Source organism: Mesorhizobium sp. M0410, from assembly GCF_040321435.1.
In the GTDB taxonomy this organism is placed as follows: Bacteria; Pseudomonadota; Alphaproteobacteria; order Rhizobiales; family Rhizobiaceae; genus Mesorhizobium.
The window spans coordinates 33,064-54,355 of the sequence record NZ_JAMYRN010000031.1 but is presented as its reverse complement, the minus strand read 5'-3'; the positions used below and the strand labels follow the sequence as shown (position 1 = coordinate 54,355).

The 21,292-nt window shown below is 60.5% G+C and carries 21 protein-coding genes and 4 pseudogenes; 12 read left to right on the top strand and 13 right to left on the bottom strand.

What is annotated here, in order from left to right; genetic code table 11:
* Positions 1 to 82: 82 nt before the first annotated feature.
* Entirely contained in the window at positions 83 to 781 is a 699-nt protein-coding gene (locus NKI63_RS28120) for a thermonuclease family protein (RefSeq protein ID WP_245274837.1), read from the bottom strand.
* 123 nt (positions 782 to 904) lie between these two features.
* Positions 905 to 1,177: a hypothetical protein gene (locus NKI63_RS28115; RefSeq protein WP_023680062.1), complete on the bottom strand. Its 273-nt coding sequence runs from the start codon at positions 1,175 to 1,177 to the stop codon at positions 905 to 907.
* A gap of 921 nt (positions 1,178 to 2,098) precedes the next feature.
* Here NKI63_RS28115 and NKI63_RS28110 point away from each other — a divergent pair.
* Positions 2,099 to 2,377: pseudogene (locus NKI63_RS28110) on the top strand (integrase core domain-containing protein); the annotation flags it as partial.
* A gap of 123 nt (positions 2,378 to 2,500) precedes the next feature.
* On the opposite strand, the gene gmd reads toward NKI63_RS28110, so the two are convergent.
* The 3 genes and pseudogenes from gmd to NKI63_RS28095 all read right to left on the bottom strand — a co-directional run bounded on the left by gmd (position 2,501) and on the right by NKI63_RS28095 (position 4,859).
* Positions 2,501 to 3,571 (bottom strand): GDP-mannose 4,6-dehydratase, encoded by a 1,071-nt coding sequence (gene gmd, locus NKI63_RS28105; RefSeq protein ID WP_352474458.1) that lies wholly within the window; start codon positions 3,569 to 3,571, stop codon positions 2,501 to 2,503.
* 141 nt (positions 3,572 to 3,712) lie between these two features.
* Positions 3,713 to 4,014 (bottom strand): annotated as a pseudogene (locus NKI63_RS28100) (nodulation factor ABC transporter ATP-binding protein NodI); the annotation flags it as partial.
* A 371-nt stretch (positions 4,015 to 4,385) separates the two neighbouring features.
* Positions 4,386 to 4,859, bottom strand: coding sequence for a hypothetical protein (locus NKI63_RS28095; RefSeq protein ID WP_352467054.1), 474 nt, complete (start codon positions 4,857 to 4,859; stop codon positions 4,386 to 4,388).
* A 44-nt stretch (positions 4,860 to 4,903) separates the two neighbouring features.
* Here NKI63_RS28095 and NKI63_RS28090 point away from each other — a divergent pair, with 44 nt between their 5' ends.
* The 6 genes and pseudogenes from NKI63_RS28090 (at position 4,904) to NKI63_RS28065 (ending at position 12,175) form a co-directional block, all read left to right on the top strand.
* Positions 4,904 to 5,266: a hypothetical protein gene (locus NKI63_RS28090; protein ID WP_156937465.1), complete on the top strand. Its 363-nt coding sequence runs from the start codon at positions 4,904 to 4,906 to the stop codon at positions 5,264 to 5,266.
* 393 nt (positions 5,267 to 5,659) lie between these two features.
* Positions 5,660 to 6,649 carry a nodulation protein NodZ gene (locus NKI63_RS28085; protein WP_352823985.1) on the top strand — a complete coding sequence of 330 codons (990 nt, stop codon included), beginning with the start codon at positions 5,660 to 5,662 and terminating at the stop codon, positions 6,647 to 6,649.
* Between the two features lie 242 nt (positions 6,650 to 6,891).
* On the top strand, positions 6,892 to 8,307 hold the full coding sequence (locus NKI63_RS28080; RefSeq protein ID WP_352467056.1) for a mannose-1-phosphate guanylyltransferase/mannose-6-phosphate isomerase: 1,416 nt from the start codon (positions 6,892 to 6,894) through the stop codon (positions 8,305 to 8,307).
* A 640-nt stretch (positions 8,308 to 8,947) separates the two neighbouring features.
* Positions 8,948 to 9,274: pseudogene (locus tag NKI63_RS28075) on the top strand (DUF4917 family protein); the annotation flags it as partial.
* Between the two features lie 237 nt (positions 9,275 to 9,511).
* Positions 9,512 to 9,970: a (2Fe-2S)-binding protein gene (locus NKI63_RS28070; RefSeq protein WP_352739852.1), complete on the top strand. Its 459-nt coding sequence runs from the start codon at positions 9,512 to 9,514 to the stop codon at positions 9,968 to 9,970.
* A gap of 3 nt (positions 9,971 to 9,973) precedes the next feature.
* Positions 9,974 to 12,175: a xanthine dehydrogenase family protein molybdopterin-binding subunit gene (locus NKI63_RS28065; RefSeq protein ID WP_352823984.1), complete on the top strand. Its 2,202-nt coding sequence runs from the start codon at positions 9,974 to 9,976 to the stop codon at positions 12,173 to 12,175.
* Positions 12,176 to 12,622: 447 nt separating this feature from the next.
* On the opposite strand, the gene NKI63_RS28060 is transcribed toward NKI63_RS28065, so the two are convergent.
* Positions 12,623 to 12,898 carry a hypothetical protein gene (locus tag NKI63_RS28060; RefSeq protein ID WP_352823983.1) on the bottom strand — a complete coding sequence of 92 codons (276 nt, stop codon included), beginning with the start codon at positions 12,896 to 12,898 and terminating at the stop codon, positions 12,623 to 12,625.
* Positions 12,899 to 13,257: 359 nt separating this feature from the next.
* On the opposite strand from NKI63_RS28060, the gene NKI63_RS28055 reads away from it, so the two are divergent.
* The 4 genes from NKI63_RS28055 (at position 13,258) to NKI63_RS28040 (ending at position 15,737) form a co-directional block, all read left to right on the top strand.
* Positions 13,258 to 13,563 carry a DUF982 domain-containing protein gene (locus NKI63_RS28055; RefSeq protein ID WP_352509003.1) on the top strand — a complete coding sequence of 102 codons (306 nt, stop codon included), beginning with the start codon at positions 13,258 to 13,260 and terminating at the stop codon, positions 13,561 to 13,563.
* A 21-nt stretch (positions 13,564 to 13,584) separates the two neighbouring features.
* Positions 13,585 to 13,869, top strand: a complete 285-nt coding sequence (locus tag NKI63_RS28050) for a DUF982 domain-containing protein (protein WP_352479368.1) — start codon at positions 13,585 to 13,587, stop codon at positions 13,867 to 13,869.
* A gap of 352 nt (positions 13,870 to 14,221) precedes the next feature.
* Positions 14,222 to 14,860, top strand: a complete 639-nt coding sequence (locus NKI63_RS28045) for a DUF1326 domain-containing protein (RefSeq protein WP_352509004.1) — start codon at positions 14,222 to 14,224, stop codon at positions 14,858 to 14,860.
* A 4-nt stretch (positions 14,861 to 14,864) separates the two neighbouring features.
* On the top strand, positions 14,865 to 15,737 hold the full coding sequence (locus tag NKI63_RS28040) for a DUF2182 domain-containing protein (RefSeq protein WP_352509005.1): 873 nt from the start codon (positions 14,865 to 14,867) through the stop codon (positions 15,735 to 15,737).
* Between the two features lie 5 nt (positions 15,738 to 15,742).
* On the opposite strand, the pseudogene NKI63_RS28035 reads toward NKI63_RS28040, so the two are convergent.
* Together NKI63_RS28035 and NKI63_RS28030 are read right to left on the bottom strand one after the other, a co-directional pair.
* A pseudogene (locus NKI63_RS28035) lies at positions 15,743 to 15,925 on the bottom strand (multicopper oxidase domain-containing protein); the annotation flags it as partial.
* A 121-nt stretch (positions 15,926 to 16,046) separates the two neighbouring features.
* A complete protein-coding gene (locus tag NKI63_RS28030) occupies positions 16,047 to 16,799 on the bottom strand; it encodes a TetR/AcrR family transcriptional regulator (RefSeq protein WP_352740991.1) in 753 nt (250 codons plus the stop codon).
* Between NKI63_RS28030 and NKI63_RS28025 the strand changes: the two genes are divergently transcribed.
* The gene (locus NKI63_RS28025) at positions 16,798 to 17,673 is read left to right on the top strand and encodes a class I SAM-dependent methyltransferase (protein WP_352509007.1); all 876 of its coding nucleotides are present in this window, start codon (positions 16,798 to 16,800) and stop codon (positions 17,671 to 17,673) included. The genes NKI63_RS28030 and NKI63_RS28025 overlap by 2 nt on opposite strands.
* A gap of 486 nt (positions 17,674 to 18,159) precedes the next feature.
* Here NKI63_RS28025 and NKI63_RS28020 read toward each other — a convergent pair whose 3' ends face one another.
* The 5 genes from NKI63_RS28020 to NKI63_RS28000 are packed head-to-tail and all read right to left on the bottom strand — an operon-like array spanning position 18,160 to position 21,289.
* Positions 18,160 to 18,714 (bottom strand): hypothetical protein, encoded by a 555-nt coding sequence (locus tag NKI63_RS28020; protein WP_352479363.1) that lies wholly within the window; start codon positions 18,712 to 18,714, stop codon positions 18,160 to 18,162.
* Positions 18,711 to 19,499 carry a DsbA family protein gene (locus NKI63_RS28015; RefSeq protein WP_352509008.1) on the bottom strand — a complete coding sequence of 263 codons (789 nt, stop codon included), beginning with the start codon at positions 19,497 to 19,499 and terminating at the stop codon, positions 18,711 to 18,713. Before NKI63_RS28015 ends, NKI63_RS28020 begins: the two co-directional genes overlap by 4 nt.
* Positions 19,500 to 19,543: 44 nt before the next feature.
* A complete protein-coding gene (locus NKI63_RS28010; RefSeq protein ID WP_502900520.1) occupies positions 19,544 to 20,293 on the bottom strand; it encodes an SCO family protein in 750 nt (249 codons plus the stop codon).
* Positions 20,293 to 20,841 (bottom strand): TlpA disulfide reductase family protein, encoded by a 549-nt coding sequence (locus NKI63_RS28005; RefSeq protein ID WP_352704672.1) that lies wholly within the window; start codon positions 20,839 to 20,841, stop codon positions 20,293 to 20,295. Before NKI63_RS28005 ends, NKI63_RS28010 begins: the two co-directional genes overlap by 1 nt.
* A 7-nt stretch (positions 20,842 to 20,848) precedes the next feature.
* The gene (locus NKI63_RS28000; RefSeq protein WP_352823982.1) at positions 20,849 to 21,289 is read right to left on the bottom strand and encodes a DUF411 domain-containing protein; all 441 of its coding nucleotides are present in this window, start codon (positions 21,287 to 21,289) and stop codon (positions 20,849 to 20,851) included.
* Between the last annotated feature and the right edge of the window lie 3 nt (positions 21,290 to 21,292).

Genomic DNA, 21,292 nt, shown 5'->3' with positions numbered 1-21,292 from the left:
CTCGACAATATGCGCGATCTGTCAAACGACGCAACGATCGCTTTTCACCCATCTCCCTCATTCCCATTTATGGGTTCACGACCTAGCAGAGTGTTTCGCATGGGATCCCATCCTTGTCGCGATCGAGTTTTCCGCCCCATGAGCAGTTTTGCAGGTACCAGTTGGCTTCGTCGCAGGAACCGATCTGCTTGCACGTTCTCCGCGGCTCGCAAGAATAGCCGCTCTGCGCGACCAGCTTACGGCTGATGATGCCCAGCGGGCGACTCGACGGCGCCGCGCCGTCGGCGTGCGCAGCGCGCCATTCCCAGGGTGCCTGAAACGTCCCGGCCCACAGGCCGATCTTTGAGGCTTGGGCTTGCGCCTGCTGCCCCCCATAGGCGCCCTGGCTGTAGTGAGGCCAATCCAGCGCCTGGCCGTGCTTGACCATCCAGGCGGCCACGCCCGCGCCGTCGGCGCGCCGACAATCGCCGACAAAGCGGTGGTAGCGGTCCCACGTCACGAATGTGCATTCGAGCGGCCTCGACGCGGCCAGGAAAGTGTCCAGCGCTTCGGCCGATCGCCGGCCGCAAGGATACTCGGCGCCATTCGCATCGCGGCACAGCTGCCGGCTCTCTGGCGCGTCGATGCCGTTGAAGCGGACGCGCTGGCCGTGGATTTCGATCGTATCGCCGTCAATGACGGAAGCGACACCGGTAAGCGAGGCGGGCGCCGCCCTTTGTGGGCTGGCCTTTGATGCATCGTCGCTACGTTGCGCGCCCGACGGCGCCAGGAAGGCGGCCACCGCCGCCGCTGCCGTAAGACCGAGCATTGCCGGCACGCTCGCAAGTTGGCGCCGCCACAGCTTGGCACCGGTGGGTCTCTGCCACCGATTGGATCGATATTTGCGGTATGGCCTGCTCATCCGCTACGCCGACCAGCCCGGCCATGCGCTGTCGACCATGGGCAGGCCGGCGCAATAGTAATCGTCAAGGAACCGCCCGGTGGACCGGTCGCGGCAGCGCCAGATAACGCTGTAGTTCTGGCCATAGAATTGGTCCCACGCGACGCCATAGGTTTGTGGTGGCGGTGGCCGGTAATATGTTCCGCCTCCATAGCCGTTGTTGGCAGCGACACCCACAGCTGCGCCGCCGACAGCCGCGATCGCTATGCCTGTCGCGACAGCATTGTCGGTTTGCACAAGCCTGGTGCACTTCTCTGCTGTTGCGCCCCTGCGCACTAGAAGGGCCGCTACCCTGCTACGATACTGTTCGTCCGTGCTGCTGGCGAGAACGTGACATAGCGCAACGGTATTCATTGCCGTGAGATCGCTGTCCGACACGACAGCGCTCGTAGAGCAGCCGCTGACGCACAGGGCTGCACTTGCGATGAGTGCTCCAATTTTCATGTGAATCCCCCAAACAAATATTGGGGCGAGTCCGACCTAGAAGTCCAGAGTTTTGTTTTTCACTTTGCTACGATTCACAGCATGCTGCGGCCAGCTGGCATCCACTGCAACCAACCCTTCCGCCGGTCGTTGACTGATGCTGGGTTGATCTCAGCCACTCCAGAACTTGCCCGCTGGCTCAAAACCGGCGGGCTTTTTTTCCGCGACGCCGGAAGGCTCTATCTCGCCGTATGTTGGGGTACATCGCCACGCCGTCATCGGGCCGTGCCGTTGACCGAGGTGGTCCCTCCGCCATGGTCGGCCGGCGCAGCCTTGACCGTCCGCGCGGGCCATCCCAATCAAGCCCGCTGGCTTCGGTCGGCGGCTTTTTATTTGATGCCCGGCGCCGTCGGCTTGGATCTAGATCCTCGCCAGTGCCGGATTGAAGGTAAGCTGCGGCGGTATGATCGCACTTCGCGCGGGACGGACCATTGGTGTGCAGCAAGAGCGCCGAGTTCATTCGGCCAAGATTCTGCACTAGGCCGAGGTAGGTGAAGGCAGATAGCTATCCGGTAATCGCTGAGATATTGGAGATAATGTTCCCCCATGGAGGTGTGTACCAGTATTACAAGTTTCCAAACTTCATGTACGAACGCCGTGGACGAGCTGCTGTGTGCGCTTGCCGTAAATCGCTTCCGCGAGTTCACAGTCGGAGGTTGGCTAGGACCCTAACGCGAGAGCTTCAACGGCCCCCTTCGCGATGAACTCCTCAACGAGCCGCGGTTCACGTCCCTGGCCCAGGCCCGCGCGAGGCTCAATGTATGGCGCGCCGATTACAACGGCGCGCGTCCGCACTCGCACATCGGATGGCAGACACCCAACGAATGTGCATCGACCTTCAACCCGCGACGGTCGCTCGCGCTGCGCAACGTGAAACGCTCCGCGCCAGCACCCGTCGCGTCCACCGGCCATCAGGGCAAATCCACCCCCGGAAACGAACTCACGACTGGATAGAATTGGGGGAAACGTCAGGGCGGCCATAACTTTGCAGTCTTCAGACGCGAGGCGGCCTACAACAGCGCTGCCCACCATGCTTGTGGCCCGCGACCCACACGGCTTTTCCCTTCAGATCGTACATTATGCTTCCTTCATGATTACCGATGTCTGCATGACCTTGAGGTCTTCCCGCACCATTTCCGCGGCGAGCTCGCGCACGGATGTCTCATGCACCCAGCCGAGCTTCTCCTTCGCCTTGGTGGCATCGCCCAGGAGAAGATCGACTTCCGTGGGGCGGAAGTAGCGTGGGTCTACCTGGACTAGGCATCTGCCGGTCTCGACATCATAGCCCTTTTCGTCGACTCCCTCACCACGCCATTCGAGCGCGACGCCGACATCTTCGAAAACCCATTCGACGAATTGGCGGACAGGGGTCGTCTTGCCCGTCGCCAGCACGTAATCATCCGGTTGATCCTGCTGCATCATCATCCACATACCACGCACGTACTCACGCGCATGGCCCCAATCGCGTTGAGCATCCAGATTGCCGAGATAAAGCTTGTCCTGCTTGCCGAGGTAGATAGCAGCGGCGGCGCGGGTGATCTTGCGCGTCACAAAAGTTTCGCCGCGCAGTGGGCTTTCATGATTGAAGAGAATGCCGTTGGAAGCATGGATACCATAGGCCTCGCGATAGTTGACCACGATCCAGTAGGCGTAGAGCTTGGCGGCGGCGTAAGGGCTGCGCGGATAAAAGGGCGTTGTTTCGTTCTGCGGTACGGATTGCACGAGGCCGTAGAGCTCTGAAGTCGAGGCCTGATAGAAGCGGGTCTTGTCCTTCAGACCGAGGAGGCGGATCGCCTCAAGAAGTCGCAATGTTCCGATACCGTCGGCGTTTGCTGTGTATTCCGGCGTTTCGAACGACACCTGGACATGGCTCTGAGCGGCCAAGTTGTAAATCTCGTCTGGCTGGGATTCCTGAACTACTCGGATGAGATTAGTCGCATCAGTGAGGTCACCGTAATGCAAAATTAGGCGCGGATCGGGATCGTGCGGGTCTTGGTAGATGTCTTCGATGCGACCCGTGTTGAAGGAAGAGGAACGTCGCTTAATCCCATGAACGACGTAGCCTTTTTCCAGCAGAAGACGGGTAAGATAGGCACCATCCTGTCCCGTTATGCCCGTAACCAGAGCAACTTTCCTGTTCTCGCCCATTTTCTTCCTGCTCTATTATAGTTGAAGTTTCGACTCCGGCTCGCCACACCGCCAGCAAACTGCGGCCCGCCCCATACCCTATGGTAGGATTTCGACAGATGCGGCGCGGAGCTCGTCATTGACAGTGTCAGCCAGCGAGCACACCTGCTCCTGCTTGGAGGCATAGCAAAACAGAGTCTCGCCGCTAACCTGCCTAAGTCGCACATGCGGCCTGAGTGCCGAACTCAGCTCACGGGGTGAGCGACATAGATTTCAATCACGTCGCACCCGATTTGCTCATCAATCAGCGAGTGAGGACGCACGTCCGTTCTCAAGCACGCAGGTCGGTTGCATAGCCGCTCCGCTTCTTCCACGAAGTGGGTGGCCAGTAGAATCGTCTTGCCCTGCGCCAACAGGGCACGTAGCCATTCCCAGATAAAATGGCGGGCATGTGGGTCCAAGCCGACAACTCCACCTTACCGCTCTCTTGCGCTAACCAAGTAATCTTAATCATTGCCTGCTTCAGCGTCTTCTAATGGAAATTGTTTTGATCAGTGAAATCGATTGTTTGGATGAGGTGCATCCATAAAATGGATTGTTTGACAGGGCAGCGCGGGCACATCGGCGGCACAAAGTCGTGGGCGCGAGGTTTCGCTCCGCGCGAAGACAAAGTTCGTGGCAGTCGGGGGCTTTGGGCGAACCGCACATTTGAGACGGCGGCGAAAAGCCGGGTAGGGCATTACGTATTGACCTCCAAGGAATTTCGGGCGCGCTAGCCCGAAAACGGTAGCTGGGCTTCAACGATGGGGGGACGAGGCGACCATCAAACTGTGTTTCATACTGTAGGCGATCGCAGTGCGGCGAATTTGAACGGCCGCCTTTGCCAGCCCTCGCCATCGCATCCGGCTACAGGTGCCGAAGATCTTCTCGATCCGAGTACAAATTCTGTGGATCGGTTGGTTCCAGGCGTCGAGCTTTCGGCCTCGTCGCGCCCCCACAGCGGTTGCGACGATGCGCGGCCTTCCACCCTTGGCGCGCACCGCGTCGCCGAGATGATTGCCTCGGTAGGCGCTGTCGGCAAACACTTCGCCGGGATTGTCGGGCAGAGCATCAGGAACGGCGTTGCCGTCCTCGGTGTGGGCGCCGTGACGGCGATCTCCTCGACAAGGGCCGTATCGGCGTAGGCACCGAAATGGGCTTTGAAGCAATGAAACGCTGGTCGGCGCTTGTACTTGACCCAATGGCCCTCTTCATCATCTTCGCTGGCCGAGGCGATGATCGCCGCATCGACAGGCGTGCCGATCTTCACCTGGATCGCTGAACTGGCGGGTGATCTCGGCGAACAACAGGGTCATGAACCTCAAGGGCCTGTCGAAAACGGACGAGAGCGGGTTCGCACAGGTGTCGGCTCCGACACCGAGAACCCGCAGAACCGTTGGAACGATCCTCCACATGGCTGCAGACGCCAAAATTCCTCTCTCGGCCGTCGTCGCACAGCATCGCGTGCCAGTCGCTCAGTCCGGCCGGATCGAAAGCTATCCGGTCGACACGAGTTGCGCCATGTTGGCGCACTTGAAAGCGTCAGAGGGCGCCGTGTCGCATCTTTCGATGGGACCGGACGCCATGATGGCCATAAATGACGTGGATGGCCTGCGCCTGACATTCGACGGCTGGCGGGTCCTGCACATCCGTCCTTCAGGAAACGCCCGCAAATGACATGTTACGTTGAGGCAGTTAAGAATTGGACTTGAAAAAGGGACTTTGTGGACTGCCTCGAACGGCTGTTTCGCTTAGCAAAGCGCGGCCTCGCGTCAGCAGAGGCCCATCGTCAAGGAATGCCTTAGTATCCAACACATGGATGGGCCACATCCACGCAATCAATTTTACAGATGTCGCCCGGCGCATTAGAGAACGCTGAATTTAACCGGAAGCGGGAGTACCCGGCGTCAAGATTTGCGAGCGTCACAGAGATAAGGATAGGCAGTGCAGAGGGAGCTCTTCTGCCCCACGCGCAGCCTCTACCAAATCGCCCGGCGTAACGGTCGACTAGTATCGATTAAGAGATCCCAAGCCAGATGCAACCTCGTCTCTGAAACGAAATTTCCGAAAATGCAGGTCAGTGGATTGGTAAAGCGCAGGTTCGTCGTCTCTCAGAGGCGTACTGGGTTCGGTGATTGTCTATGGTCGCTGGCGGCCGCTTGGCGCTACGCTCAGCGGTCGGGACGAACGCTAGCCGTCGACTGGCGCGGGTCCTGCTATCTCGACCAACCCTTCACAAATGCCTTTCCGGTGTTCTTCGAACCGATCAATGACATCGCTGGCGTACCGGCTATTTGCGACGACCGGATCAACGACTTTTCCTTCCCGGGTCCATTCTTCCCGGAGTGGTGGAATAGGCCAGCGATCGACTGCCTTTACCGCCCAGATGAGCAGATTTTCCAAGAGCGCGACGAGTTGGGCGAGCTCTTTCAGGCCGAACACGATGTCGAAGCGAACACAGTAGTGTGTGACGCTTGTTTGATGTGGCGCTGCGATGAGGATGCCGAGCGGCAGGTCTTCCAGAGTGTCAAGCCTCGGTCTGAAATTCAAACACGCATAGATGCCATTTACCAAGAATGTTTTGAGGGGCACAGCATCATCGGGGTTCATGTTCGACATGGTAACGGTGAAGACATCATGGAACATGCGCCCTACTGGGCCGATCCGGAGTTCGCCGTTCGACAAGTGTGCACTGCGGTTGATAAGGCTAAAGCGTTACCGCACCCCAAGCCTGTGCGGCTGTTCTTGTGCACGGACAGCGCGCAAATCCTGGATCACCTGTCGGCCAAGTTTCCCGATCTTCTCACCGTCCCCAAGCATTTCCGATCCGATCAAGACGGCCCCTTACACACTGCAGCACTTGGGATGGACGGCGCAATTTCCGCCCTCGTTGAGATGTATCTTCTCGGGCGCTGCGATACTGTAATTCGGTTTCCTCCGACGAGCGCCTTTACACGATATGCACGCCTTTTCGTACCACGCGTAATTGAGTTCGATCTGAAGGAGCCAAGTCGTTTGATTTTGATAGAAGACAGCCAAAGAATCTCTGGTCTCAGTTAAGACCCGCCCCCTGCACAATTCGGCGGATGCAACCAACAGGCATAGTTGAATGTCCATTTCTCATCGAGGCCACGGAAGCGTCGTACGATACCGATAGCGTCGTCATCTGAGGCCGTTCGGCAACGCGCCAGAACTTCGCCGTTACTCGGAAGCCGCAGACCAAGCCAGAGCGACGGCGATCGTGACGCTAACGCTCGAAAGGGCGCGGGCAATCACTCCAGAGACGAAATCGAGGTTGTTATATGAAAGTGGTTCCCGTCATCATCAGCGGCGGAGCCGGATCGCGGCTATGGCCCGCCTCAAGGCAATCGCACCCTAAACCTTTCCTCAAAGTGGCAGACGGGCATTCACTGATGCAGCACACTGTGCTGCGCGTCGGTTCGATAAAGGGCGTAGTGGAACTCGTCGCCGTGACATCTGGGGAACACCTCTTCCTTACCAAGGACGAGTTCGACGAACTAGATTCCGTGGTCCTGCCACGCACCTTTCTGCTCGAGCCTGAAGGCCGGGATACGGCCGCAGCCGTTGCGGCAGCCGCCATCCATGCCAAGGCAACGCAAGGCCCTGACGCGATTCTATGCGTCTTCCCAGCCGATCACATGGTTGGCAACCTGCCTGCATTTTTAGACGTCATGTGCCGGGCCATCGAACATGCGAAGCTCGGGCGGATCGCCACATTGGGCATCACCCCAACCAGACCGGACACGGCATTCGGCTATATCGAAGCGGATGGTGAGAAAGTCGTCCGTTTCGTTGAAAAACCGGATCTGGACACAGCCAAAGCCTATGTCGCGTCCAAGCGCTTCTTCTGGAACGCCGGCATTTTCTGCTTTAGCGCACAAACCATGCTCGACGAGATGGCATCGCATTGCCCCGCGGTGATCCGGGCCGTCTCCGACAGCTACGAGAACGGGCGCTTCAGTCAAGGCGAAGGCTTTGCCAAAATCGAACTCGCGCCTGAGCATTTCGGCTCCGCCCCGCGAATCTCGCTCGACCACGCTGTCATGGAGAAGACGAACAAACTTGCCGTGGTTGCCTGCGACATGGATTGGAACGACATCGGATCCTGGAACGCAATGGCCGATTTGATCGCCCCCGACGAAAGCGGGAACAGGATACGCGGCGATGTGCATATGGTCGACACGACCGGCAGCTATGTGAGCTCCGACAAGCGCGTCATCGGCACGGTCGGTGTCAGCGATCTGGTGATCGTCGATTCCCCGGACGCTTTGCTTGTCGCATCCCGCGACCGCGTTCAGGACGTCAAGAAGCTGTTCGAGGGCCTCAAGGCTTCAGGACATGAAGCTCACCTGGTCCATAGCACGGTACACCGGCCGTGGGGTACCTACACGGTTCTTGAGGAAGGCGAGCGCTTCAAGATCAAACGCATCGAGGTGAAGCCCGGTCGGCGGCTGAGCCTGCAGATGCACTATCATCGTTCGGAGCACTGGGTCGTGGTCAGCGGCTCCGCGAAAATCGTCAATGGCGAGCAGGAGTTGTTCCTGGCGACAAACGAATCAGCCTACATCCCCTGCGGCCATAAGCATCGGCTGGAGAACCCAGGCAGAATTGACCTGGTGATCATTGAAGTGCAGAGCGGCGATTATCTCGGCGAGGATGATATCGTTCGCTTCGACGACGTATATGGTCGAACGTAGATTTCACCCGCGCATGACGAGAACGGTCAACGTGTCGCTGACTAATTACCACTAGGAAGGCCGTCTGCCCACTCAGGACCGGATACTTGTGGAATCGGGAATTGACCAAGGCAGCGGCGAATGACCGCAATCGGCATCAGGGTGGGACAAATCAACCGGAAAAGACCGGAGAGCATAGTAACGCAACACAGTCCCACTGTCGAATAGCCTTTGATAGTTCTGACTTTCCAAGCACCCTCAGGGCCCACCAAAATTATATCAATGGCTTATGGCCGACTTCGCTCTGAAGTGGGCCAAATCGACCTCGCTGTCCCCGCAGCACTCAGTTTGATTGTTTTCGTTGAAAACGAGCAAGGACAGGGGGAGGGCGATCTTGTGCTGGCTTCTATGTGTCCAATCTTGCTCCTGTTCGTCGTGTGCAGCCACATAGCGCGGCTATCGCGAGGCTGGAAGGCCTCCGATCGATAGGTGCGGCGAACGGCGGCAACGAGGTGCGAATAGGATGGCTGAGCGTATGATCGAGAATACCGCAGCTGCGGTCTAGCGCGAAATGCAGCGTCTGTGACTCATGGGTCATTGCAGCGCGATGAACCGGAAATCATGACCCTAAGCCGCCCTTCATCAGCCCACCAGCGCCCAGAAGAAGGCGAAGATCCGTCACAATGCCTACCTGTACCAAGGCTTCAAGCAGTTCACCGCGAATGTGAAGACCGCCAGCCATTGCTTCTTCATTTTCGGCCATTCGCTCGCTACGAATGACGACCACATCCTTAACCGCATAGCGCGTGGCAAGTTTCGCAAGCTCTGTGTTGGCATCTATGGTGAACCAGCATCCGCGGATAACCAGCGGATCATGAACCACGCGAACGAGCTAGCGGTGCAGCGCAACGAAAAATCGCCGCTTGATGTCGTCTTTTATGATGCTGCTACAGTTCATGTCTGGGGTTTCGGCTTAGAAGCGGAATGACTGCCAACCAGGTCATCGAGCCGGAAACTGACCGGCCGGTCAGCCCAAAAATGACATTCAGTTGCCTCCAGCCTTTCGACACGAGCCACTTCACGATCTCGCGATTGCCAGCTAGCGGCTTGTTGCTCGAGCTGCGCGATCCTAGTCTGTGGTCGCTATGCCTCAGCAAGAAGAGTCCGGTTCCTAGCCGGGCGGAGGCGCAACGAGATAGCCAGCTCAGGACAAGGAGAGCAAGCCATGGTCGCTTTTACCCTCAATGGCGAGGCGCGAACACTCGACGTCGATCCAGAGATGCCGCTGCTCTGGGCGATCCGTGACGGCATCGGACTCACAGGAACGAAATTCGGTTGCGGCCTTGCCCAGTGCGGCGCTTGCACGGTTCACGTTAACGGCATGCCGACGCGCTCGTGCCAGACCGCAGTCGGTGACATCGAAGGAGCCTCGATCACCACCATTGAGGGCGTGTCGGGCAAGATCGGCGAAACGGTCCAGGCCGTGTGGGCCGAGTTCGACGTACCTCAATGCGGCTATTGCCAGTCTGGCCAGATCATGTCGGCCGTGGCCCTCCTGACAGCGACGCCGAAGCCGACGGACGATGATATTGATTCGGCGATGAGCGGCAATCTCTGCCGCTGCGCCACCTATCATCGCATCCGCGCGGCCATCCACGAGACCGCCAACCGGCTGGAGACTTGAGGCATGTTGCAGTTTCTCCCGAAGCATAATGCCGTGGGGCCCACGCGGCGCCAGTTCCTCCTCGGCACGGCCGTCACCACCGCGGGCTTCGCCGTGGGCTACCGGCTAATGATGGCCGCGCCCGCCAACGCACAAACGACGCCTGCAGCGGTCCAGGCGAACCCCTTCCAGACCTATGTCGAGATCACACCGGAGAACCGAATCGTCATCCACTCGTCGCAGTTCGAGATGGGACAAGGCTCCTATTTCGGCATCGCCACCCTGGTTATGGAAGAGCTCGACGGCGCCTGGGCGCAGGTCCACGTGGTCGGCGGATATGGCAATACCGCGCTCTACGGCAATCTCGCCTGGGGCGGGGCCGCGCAGGGAACCGGTGGCTCCACGTCGATGAGCTCGTCGTGGGAGCGCTACCGCAAGGCGGGTGCTGCCGCACGGGCCATGCTGGTGGCGGCCGCGGCGCAGCGGTGGGACGTGCCAGCCGGCGAGATCACAGTCGCTTCCGGGGTCGTGTCGCACGCCTCAGGGATGCAGGCGCGCTTCGGTGACCTGGCTAAAGCCGCAGCGGGAATGCCGGTTCCCGACGACGTGCCGCTAAAGCCGCGCGACAAGTGGGCCCAGATCGGATCGGACAGCCTCAAGCGCTACGATTCCGCCGGCAAGACCAATGGCGCGCAGACCTACACGATCGACCTCAAGATAGATGGACTCAATACGGCCGTTATGATCCATCCGCCGAAGTTCGGCGCTGAGATCGAGAGCTTCGACGCCTCCAAGGCCAAGGCACTCGACGGCATTGTCGATGTCGTCCAGACGCCGCGCGGCATTGCCGTGGTCGGCAGGGACATGTGGACGGCGCTCAAGGGCCGCGATCTCGTGGAGGTGACCTGGAACGAAGAGAAGGCCGAAAGGCGCGGCACGGCCGAGATCATGGCCGAATACACTAAGGCAGCAGACGATCCGGGCGCGGCCACCGCGCGCGACGACGGTAACACTCCCGCAGCGTTGGCCAGTGCTGAGAAAGTCATCCAAGGGCACTACGAATTCCCCTATCTTGTCCATGCTTCGATCGAGCCACTCAACGCGGCCGCCAGAATCAACGAAGACGGCACCATCGACGTCTGGGGCGGACACCAGATGCCCGACCTTTATCAGGCGGCTGCCGCTCAAGTAGGCGGCACCACGCCAGACAAGGTGAGGCTGCACGTGATGAAGACCGGCGGCAGCTTCGGCCGCCGAGCGGTCTCGGACGCAGATCTCATTATCGAAGCTGTTTCCACAGCGCGTGCACTGGGACCCGGCAAGCCAGTGAAGGTGCAGTGGACCCGCGAGAACGACATGCGGGGTGGGCGGTACCGGCCGGCCTATGTGCACGCAGTCGAGGCGGGGCTCGACAAGGAAGGCAATGTCGTCGCTCTCCATGACCACATCGTGGGCCAATCGATCGCGGGCGGTTCGCCCTTTGCGGCGATGATCGAGAACGGCATCGATCCGACCTCCGTAGAGGGCGCCACCAACCTGCCCTATGCGATCCCGAACCTGAAGGTCGAGCTGACCACCACGGACGTGAACATCCCAGTGCTGTGGTGGCGTTCGGTAGGCTCCACCCACACCGCTTACGCAATGGAAACCCTGATCGATGAGCTCGCCGCCGCTGCGAACCGTGATCCGGTCGACTTCCGCTTGTCGATGCTCGGTCACCATCCACGGCATGTCGGCGTGCTGAAATTGGCTGCTGAGAAGGCAGGCTGGGACAAGCCTCTGCCGGAAGGCCGTTTCCGCGGCGTGGCCCTGCATGAAAGCCTCTCGACTTATGTCGCCGAGGTGGTGGAGATCACCTTCAACGATGGAAATGATTTCAAAGTCGACCGCGTCGTCTGCGCGGTAGATTGCGGCACCGCGATAAATCCTGACCAGATTCGCGCTCAGATGGAGGGCGGTATCGGCTTCGGGCTAGGCGCGATCCTCCAGGAGGAGCTGACCCTGACGGGCGGTGTCGTAGACCAAGAGAACTACGACACCTATATGCCGCTCAGGATCGAGCAGATGCCGCGCGTCGAGGTGCACATTGTGCCGTCCGACGAGCCGCCCACGGGCGTTGGCGAGCCGGGTGTGCCGCCGATCGGCCCGGCCGTCGCCAACGCGCTACGGGCGGCGACGGGCAAGACGATCCGCAAGCTGCCGATCATAAAGAACTTGTCAGCATAGCCGGGAATGACACCATGAAAACGGCCGCGATGTAGATCGCGGTCGTAGGTCGTTTTTGAACGCCTCCTGACATGCGATCACCTCGATTCGATCAATTTCCGGCGGCTGCCCGGTCCAATATACGGTTTAGAGACGGTAACCCGTGTTCTGAACGACCGCAGACGGTCGTTGGTGCTGGTAGCACTGAAAGATCCGCTTTCGAGACGCAAATGCCGCACGCAAATGTCTCTAAAGGGTCACGCTAGAGATTTTGTACCACCTAGTTGCATGTCTGCTATCGCTTCTTGGCGCGAGAAGCGGCCGGTCCTCTAACGGCCCCATAACAGGACATTGATGTCTTCGCGCTGAGCGTCAGCAGTTGGCGCTACCGCGACCTTCCTCAGGAAGGCTGCACACCGACGCGATCTTCCTTTCGCCTTGCGCAAACCTCCCTTCCGAGTGAGGCGTTCAGTGCGTCGGCTTGGTGGACTGAGGCACTTCTGAGTGGGACAACAACATCGAAAAACATTGGAAAAGATTTGAATACTCTGAAGTCCCACTGATCTCTAAGAAATTGATTTTTATCGCTTTCTGAACACCCTCCGGGCCCACCATTGGCTCACTGCTGCCATTGCCCGCCGGTGCGCAGGAAAGCTCGGCCGCGAGCTCCGGCAGCAACGGCAATTCGACGACCACCGGCTGGCTGCGCACCTTGCTTTTGTCTGTCTCGTGTCTGTCTTGCACGGCTTGATCCGGATCCACTTCTCCACGGGTCGGACTGCCCAGTCGGCAAAAGGGCGGCTGCGGCGTGACAATAGGACAGGAGAAGAGGCCGATCTCGTCCGCGTTCTACGCAGATGGTGAACGTGTGCCATAGACCAAGCGAGTGACGTTCGTTCAACCCACCGGCTGGACCGAGCGGGCCGTCGCCTGAGTAGCACTCACCGTGTCCGTCGTAACCGAGGACTTTTGTCGGATAGCGCACTGGCTTCATGCGGTCTTGACGTCGAAAATCGGCCTTCACATATTTCCCGCAGGTCGCTGCCGATTGCTGGGGCGACCATCCTCAACCACCTGAAATCGTTCAAAGATTGGAGGTTTCGATGAGCGAGAGAACATTTGAGAGTCCCGTGTTCGTGAGAGCCGCGGAAGGTCTCATTCAAGAGATCGCCTGTCTTGAGGATGCTTTCGATTTTCTCGACGAATGGCCGAAGCATCGGCGAGGCGTGATCTACGAAACGGCAACGCGCGCGTGTCACCGCGCCTACGACGGTCTCATACCGTTAAAAGTCGCGCGGGATGCGTTCGCCGGCTTTGCCCGCTCCGTGAAGATCCTCGAGGACGTCGCAACGGCGATGCCTTGGGTGGCGGCCGCAAAGTCGGGCGAGACGGGCGGCGTTGCCGCCTGACCGTTTCGGAGGGAGGAAATCATGCTTTCTCAGCCCTTCGAAAAGCCCGTTCGCGTCTGGGTCGGACTCGGGTTCCCGAGGCAGCTGAATTCGGTCGTGGATGCCTACCAGTTCGTCACCGACTGGTGCGGGAACAGCCCTGAACAAAGGGCTGCGATCCGCGCCTGTAAAGCCGCTTTGGCCGGCGAGATCGACGCGGAGACGGCGCGCGGCGTTCTCGTGCAGTTCGCCAGGAAGAAAGACATCCTGGTCGAAGACGGAATGATGCCGCCGGTCACCACTACCGGGCAGGTTCTGCAAGCTTGATCCGCGGGCGGTTTCAGAGGCGGTGGCCATCGGGCCGCCGCCCAAAAGGTGCGCCGTGCGAAAACGCGCGCGTCGATGCGCCGGCAGAGTTTGCTGGCGGTTTCTATGTGCACCGCACTCCACTGGGTTGGGCGGTGAGCAAGGTTAAGGTCACAAGCTGTCAGACGTTGCGCCTGTTTCGCTGACTAGATGGGGTAACGGACCGCCAAAAAGCCGCGAGCGGAGCGCGCCACCCAAGCGCCGTAGCAAAGTGAGCCGCCCGCTTAGCGGCCCATTACCCGCCTAGGTAAGACGTGGCGCCGCGAGCGCCGATGGAGTAATCTTGCCCCATCAGTTCTCGGGAGTAAGAGCCATGAACGCAGTTCCTCGATGGCGGCTCGCAGGCGACTGGTTCGACATCTGCAGCTGCGACATCCCTTGTCCTTGCGAATTTGCACAGCGGCCGACCGGCAATCACTGCCAGGGCGTGCTCGCCTGGCACGTGCGTGAGGGCCAATACGGCGACGTGAAGCTCGACGGCCTGACGCTGGTGGCGCTCGGAGAGTTCGAAGGCAATCTCTGGGCCGGCGAGGCAAAGGCCGTCATGGGCATGTACCTTGATGAGAAGGCCAACGAGAAGCAGCGCGAGGCGCTGCAGACCATCTTCGGCGGGCAGGCCGGCGGCTGGCCGGCGGGCTTTGCCGCCAACATTGGCGAACTGCGCGGCATGGAGTTTGTGCCGATCGCCTTCGAGGTGGCGGGCGACCTCGCCACCTGGCGGGTCGAGATCCCTGGCCGCGTCGTCGGGCGTGCGGAAGCGCTTTCGGGGCCGACTACCCCACCCGGCAAACGCGTGCAGACGATCAACCCACCGGGCTCCGAGGTCGGTCCCGGCCAGGTTGCCACCTGGGGCCGTTCCGTCGAGGTCAGCACCAAGGGCTTCGGCCTCGACTGGACGGGCACTGCCCGCTCGAGCAAGCACATACCGTTCGAGTGGACCGGCCCGAGCTAAGGCGGTGGCAGACCCACGCGCCATCGGCCGGTTCTCCTTGCCGCCGCTTGTCACAAGGCTGGGCGGCGTGCCACTCGGCCTGCTTGCTTCCATCGCGCTGCTGACGGCGGCAGCCTGGGCGGTGACGCTCTACCAAACCCTCAGCATGAACATGCCGATGGGCATTGCCGTGCGCGGCCGGATGGGAGGCGTGGAGGGTATGGCCGGCATGGCGATGGGCGGCATCGCCGCCGAGCCTTGGTCGATCGGCAACGCCGCCGTGTTTCTCGCGGTATGGACCGTGATGATGGCGGCGATGATGCTGCCTGCTGCTGCGCCGATGATCTTCATGTTCGCGTCGGCACAGTCAAGGCGCGAACGCCGCGTTGCAGTTCCGACCTGGATCTTCGTCGCCGGCTATATCCTCGTCTGGGCTGGAGCCGGCTTTCTAGTGTATGCGCTGGTCCAGCTCGGCAGCGATATCGCGATGAGCTTCGATCCGCCTCAGCGTTCGCGTTGGGCGCCGCTCGCGCTCGGCGCCACGCTCGCAGCGGCTGGGCTCTACCAGTTCACGGCGGCCAAGCACATCTGCCTCGGGCACTGCCGCTCGCCACTGGCCTTCATTGCCGAGCACTGGCGCGACGGGCGGATCGGCGCCCTTCGCATGGGGCTGCGGCACGGCCTGTACTGCCTCGGCTGCTGCTGGGCGCTGTTTGCCGTTCTGGTCGCGGCCGGTGTCATGAGCCTCGCCTGGATGCTGCTTTTGACGCTGGTCGTCTTCGTCGAGAAGCTGTTGCCGCGCGGCCGCCGCTTCGAGGCGACGGTGGGGATCGCGTTGCTCGCACTCGGCATCGCGGTGGCGAGCGGCGCGGTGGCGATGCCATGGATGGCAGGGTAGCGCCGACGGCGGCTCGGCCCGACATTAACGGCGTCGGCAAGGAAGCGGGCCGAAGGGAAAACCGTCTCTCCGTCGCGGGCGACCACCTCGAAGGGTCCGCCATGGATGTGCATGGGGTGGATGAAGCCGTTGTTGGTGCCGATGAAACGCACTTTCAGGGTCTCGCCGACCTTCACGCGGATCGTCTCTGGCGCGAGCCGCTGGAGTGGAGCTTTCTCGCCATCGGCACTTCGGCAAGTCCAGCCCGATAAGTCCTCCTGGCGACCGCTATCAGGCGCCACGTCTGCCGCCGCCAAGGCCAATCCCGTTTTACGAATCGGAGCCTGATATATCCCAGGCGCCGACACCGTTTCCCGCCATTCCCTGGAACAGATCATCCGCTTGCGCCGGTGAAAGGTTCGTGTCGGTGGCGACCCACCAGGTGAGGACCGCAAGAAATGCGCCGGCGATGAACTGGACGGCGAATTCGACGGGCACTCCACCTCCACCGACCCGCTTTCCGACAAGTTCTGCTCGGACGGCGCGCCGGATACGCTCGCGCAATTCGTCATGGATCGTGTCGCCGCTGCTCGCAAGCAGCGCGTGGTGAAGCGACCGGAACGCAAGTGCGTGTTCGAACATGGGAAGGCTAAACGCAAACAGGCGAGCACCAATCTCCTGACTTGCCGACATGCGCCCACGGCTTAGCGACCCCAGATGCGCCTCGATGGTCGCGCTGCGTAGAGCATCCTTGTCTGCGTAGTGGGTATAGAAGGTAGACCTGCCGACATTTGCTCTCTGACAAATGTCGTCGACCGTTTTGGCCGCATATGCGTGCTCCGGGATCAGGGCAATAAGCGCATCCTGCAGCAGCGCGCGCGTCCGCGCGACGCGGCGATCGATGGTGTTTGAGTCGCTCGTTCGGTCGATTTTTATGGTCATCGCCACGTTCGGCGCCTGCTTCTGGACATTCAAAGCTCTGGTGTCCGGAATCTCATGCTGGACATTGTGTCCAGTATGATACGCCAAGTCCAGAAGCTCAAATCGTATATTGGACAGGCCGCAACGGAAGGTCGCCGACATGCACTTATCTGGTCACCGCGCCGGCAACGGACGGCATTCGCGCAAGGGCGTGATCGCGATGGCCCTGCTTGCCAAACTGTCGCTCGTCGCCGGCTTCCTCTTTCTGGGCAATTTTGGCATGGGCTACATCGGCGCCGGCGCCTGGGTGGCGGCGTTCCACGGCCTTATCCTAGCGGCAATCGCGATCGTATTGCTCTGGGGCTTCCTTTCTCGCATAGGCCTCGGCGGAAAAGGCACGCACGGCGCGAGCGACAGGGGGATCGGCATCGTCCTGCACCGGGCGGCGGGCTATGACTGGCTTGCGCGCGTTCTGACCCTCGGCCGCGAGGGGCGGTTTCGCGAGCACATGCTTCGCTTGGCGAAGCTCCGGCCCGGCGAAGCGGTGCTTGATGTCGCCTGCGGGACGGGAACCCTTGCGATTGCCGCGAAGCGGCTAGTGGGTTCTGATGGAGGCGTCACGGGCGTCGATGCTTCGGCTGAAATGATCGAGAGGGCGCGCGCCAAGGCCAAAAGGTCTGGCCTCGATCTGACCTTCGTCAACGGGACGGCGCAGAAGCTTCCCTTCAAGGACGCGCAGTTCGACATTGTGATCGGTACGCTGATGCTGCATCATCTGTCGAAGCCCGTTCGATCGGCCTTCGTCCGCGAGGCAGCACGCGTCTTGAAGCCCACTGGCCGGCTGTTGCTTATCGATTTCGGCAGGCCGGTACGCAAGTCCAGATTGCCGAGACTTCATCGACATGGTCACGTGGACATGAATGGGATCGCCTCGTTGTTGACCGAGAGCGGATTCAAGGTCGGCGACATCGGCGCCGTCGGAACCAAGAACCTGAACTATGTTCGCGCGACGACGGACAAGGTCCGATCAGCGTGACCGAGGCATGCGACAGCCGCCAGACTTAAGCGTCGCCCCGAAAAGTCACGCGACATGGAGCCCGAGCCTCGAAGGGTAGCAGTCTGGCGGGTCGTGCGAACTGAGCGCCAGCCTTGCCGACTCGTGGCAGGGTCGTCGACGTGGGGCGTGACGGCAAGCCCCTGATCCGCATCGTTGCTGATCTCGGCCGAAGCCCGCCTCGGCGGCCAACGCCTCGGCGCTTCAATCGGTCAGTGTTGTAGATATTTGACGAGCGCCGCAATCGCGAGCACGAGGGCGACCAACACCAGGATCCAGATGAGGCCCATCCCGCCCATCAACCACATGCCCCCTGACCCATCCATCATGGAAATGATCCTCTGGCGCGAAGGCTGAGTTCGCCGCCCACGATTGGCGAGTGCAAGCTAAGTTAAGTCGCCGGCAACCTCCGTCAAGACAACGGTGATTCCGGTTACAGAACGGGGAAAGATGCATACTCCGGCAATTCTACATTCCCCCGCCGCAGCCGTCGGACAGGTCCCATACGTTCACAATTTGCCTGCCGTCAAAGCCGTGTTCGTGGATCAGGTATTTCGCCAGTCCGCCATACACTCTCCAGCGCCAGCACGGGCAGCAGCAGGGGCCCTTCTCCTCGGAATTGGCCATCGCGTAATCGTATGCCTTCTGCTCGTCCCCGGTGAGCTTCAGATCGTAGTAAGGCAGCATCTGCTGCGCGGTCGCCGCCGGTATGTCGTACGGGTCGCTGGGGATCATCGGGATGGCGCGATATTGGGTAAGCCCATTTACCTGCTCGCGATAGCGTTTCAATTCCATCGGGCTGCAGCACGAGCCCTTGATGCGCGCCATCGCGGGCATGGTCGCGATCGACTCGGTAAACTTGGCCGAGCAGGTGCTGTTGCCGCTCTCGCTAAGATCTTTGAACCGTTTGGTCAATTCGGGATCGTCGGCAGCGATTGCCAAATCCGGTGCGAGAAAGCCTGCAGCCGCGGCGGCGCCGAAGACGCCGAGAATGACGGTGCGTCGGTTTGGGGTCCTTGTCATTTGCCGCTCCTCGCCTGCTCGATGAGCTTCTTCAGCGTCGCAAGATCGGTGGCGCCGGGAAAAATCTGGTCGCCGGCGATAAATCCCGGCGTTCCCGTTATTCTCAGCGCCTGGGCCAGTTCCATGTTGCGGTCGATCAGCGCCTGGATGTCCGGCTGCCGCATATCGCCCTTCATGCGCTCGACGTCCAGCCCGGCCTCGGCGGCGATCTTGAGGACGGCCGCCTCGGTCACCCTTGTCTTGGACCCATAGAGCGCCTTGTGAAACGCTGTGTATTTGCCCTGCTTGTCGGCGGCGAGCGCCGCCTTGGCCGCGAACACCGAATCTGGGCCGAGGATGGGGAATTCCTTGTAGACGATCCTGAGTTGCGGATCGTCGGCCGCAGCCTGTTCCATGACCGGCGCCATCTGCCTGCAATAGGGGCAATTATAGTCGAAGAACTCGACCAGGGTAACGTTGCCCTCGGCGTTGCCGCCGACTGGACTTTGCTTGTCACGGAAGATGTCGTCCGCGCGCGCCTTGAGCACCTGCCTGGCCTGGGCTGCATCTGCTTCACGCTGGCGCTGGTCCAGGCTTTTCAGCGCCTGCACGAGAACCTCCGGATGCGCCAGGATATAGTCGTGTATCCGCTGGTCGAACTGATCCTGGGACATTTCGCCTGCAGCATTCGCCTGTATGGCTTGAAAGCCCGGATCGAGCAGGAACCATCCTGTCAGGCCGGCAAAGAGCAGGGCGCGGGCGATGCCGCTGCAATACCTGGCTGCATCTCTTGGCTTGGTGAACATGCGCGTCTCCCTTTCTTGTCGTCGAGAATGTCGGTGCCTCTCCGTCAAAAGAGGCTCTTCAATTTTGCCAGCCAGCCTTCGTCCCGTTCGTGGTGCGTGCGCTCGACATTGTTAGTGAGCGCGTTGACGAAGGTGACGAGATTGACGGGCGCGAAGTTCAGGCCGTGGAAATTCGCCCGCCAGCGGCCCTCCTTGTCGATCACATGCGTGACGATCCCGTGCATCTGGTAGCCATCATTGGTCAGGCTGAATTTGTGACCGAAGGCTTCCGCCAGATTGCGGGTCATATCCTCCGGCTGGCCCGGGGCAGTGGTCAGGAACAGCCAGTTGACAGGGTCGAGCCCATGCGCCGGTCCATAGGCATTGAGCACATCGGGCTTGTCCTTTGTGGGATCGGTGGTGATCGTCACGAAGGTGACCTGATCCTTCATCGGCGTGCTATTCACCATCTTCTGGATCTCGGCGATCTTCTCGGCATGCAGCGGGCAGACGTCCGGGCACGATGTGTAGATGAAATGGAGGACGACGACCTTGCCGATGAGGTCGGCCGGCCGCACGATGCGACCGTCGGCGGTGCGCAGCGTGAAATCGGGCGTTGGCCTGTCGATCTGCTGGAAATATTTCTCGTCGTTCTGCAGCATGGCGTCGACTTCGTCCATTGAATGCGCCCGCGCTCCATGCGTGAAGCCGGCGATCACCGCGGTGAAGACGATCAGGCCGCACAACAGACGCATCCATTCGTTCCAGGCGGATGAAACGTCCCGAACGGTCGGCTCCCGGTTTCTGGCAAGCATCAGCCTTTTCCTTTCGGGCTAGCGGCAATACGGCTGCGGATGAAATCGACCATGTTGGGAGAATCCCATTCAGCCGGCCCGATCAGCCGGCCGATCTCCTTGCCGTCGCGGTTGATAAGCACGGTCATCGGCAGGCCCACCGCGCCGAGCGTGAACATGACTTTGGCCGAGGTATCGATGTTCAGCGCAAGGTGTGTAACGCCGGTCTCGGCGAAGAATTTCTTCACGGCGTCGGGACCCTTCCGGTCCATCGACAGCGCGACGACCTCGAAATCCGGTCCGCCGAGCTTGGCCTGCAGCCGGTCAAGCGTCGGCATTTCCTTGCGGCAGGGCGCGCACCATGTCGCCCAGATGTTGAGCAGAACCACCTTACCGGAGAAATCGGCGAGCGTTTTCGGCTTGCCGGTGCCGTCCTCGAAGCTGATTTCCGGCACGGCGGCGGGCGTATCGAGCAGTGTGAAGTTCTCAGGTGCCCCCGCTGCCACGGAGGGCGGCGGAAACGCCAGCAGGGAGCAGACAAGGAAGATAGCCCATTTGCACTTGATCACGGTGCGCTCACTCGGTCGCATAGACGGTCGGCCCCTTGCCGTCCTTGGTGAAGGCGTAGATCGTCCAGGTCTCGGACTTCTCGCCGCCCATGCCGGGCGCGCCTGCCGGCATGCCGGCCAGCGTGATGCCGCTAATGGCTGGCCGCTCGGTCAACAGCTTCTTGACGATTTCGACTGGCACAAGGCCGTCGACGACATAGCCGTCGACCATCAGTGTATGGCAGCCCTCAAGGTCCGCCGGCACGCCGGCATCGCTGCTGATTTGAGAGAGATTGTTGACCGGCTTGATATCGACCTTGAAGCCATTGTGCTCAAGATAGTTGGCGTAGGATTCACAGCAGCTGCATTGCGGGTTCTTGTACATGACGGCGTTGATCGTTGCGGCGAAGGCGGGCAGCGGCGTTGCGATCAGCAGGGACAGTGCGGCAAGGCGGTAGGTCAGTTTCATTGC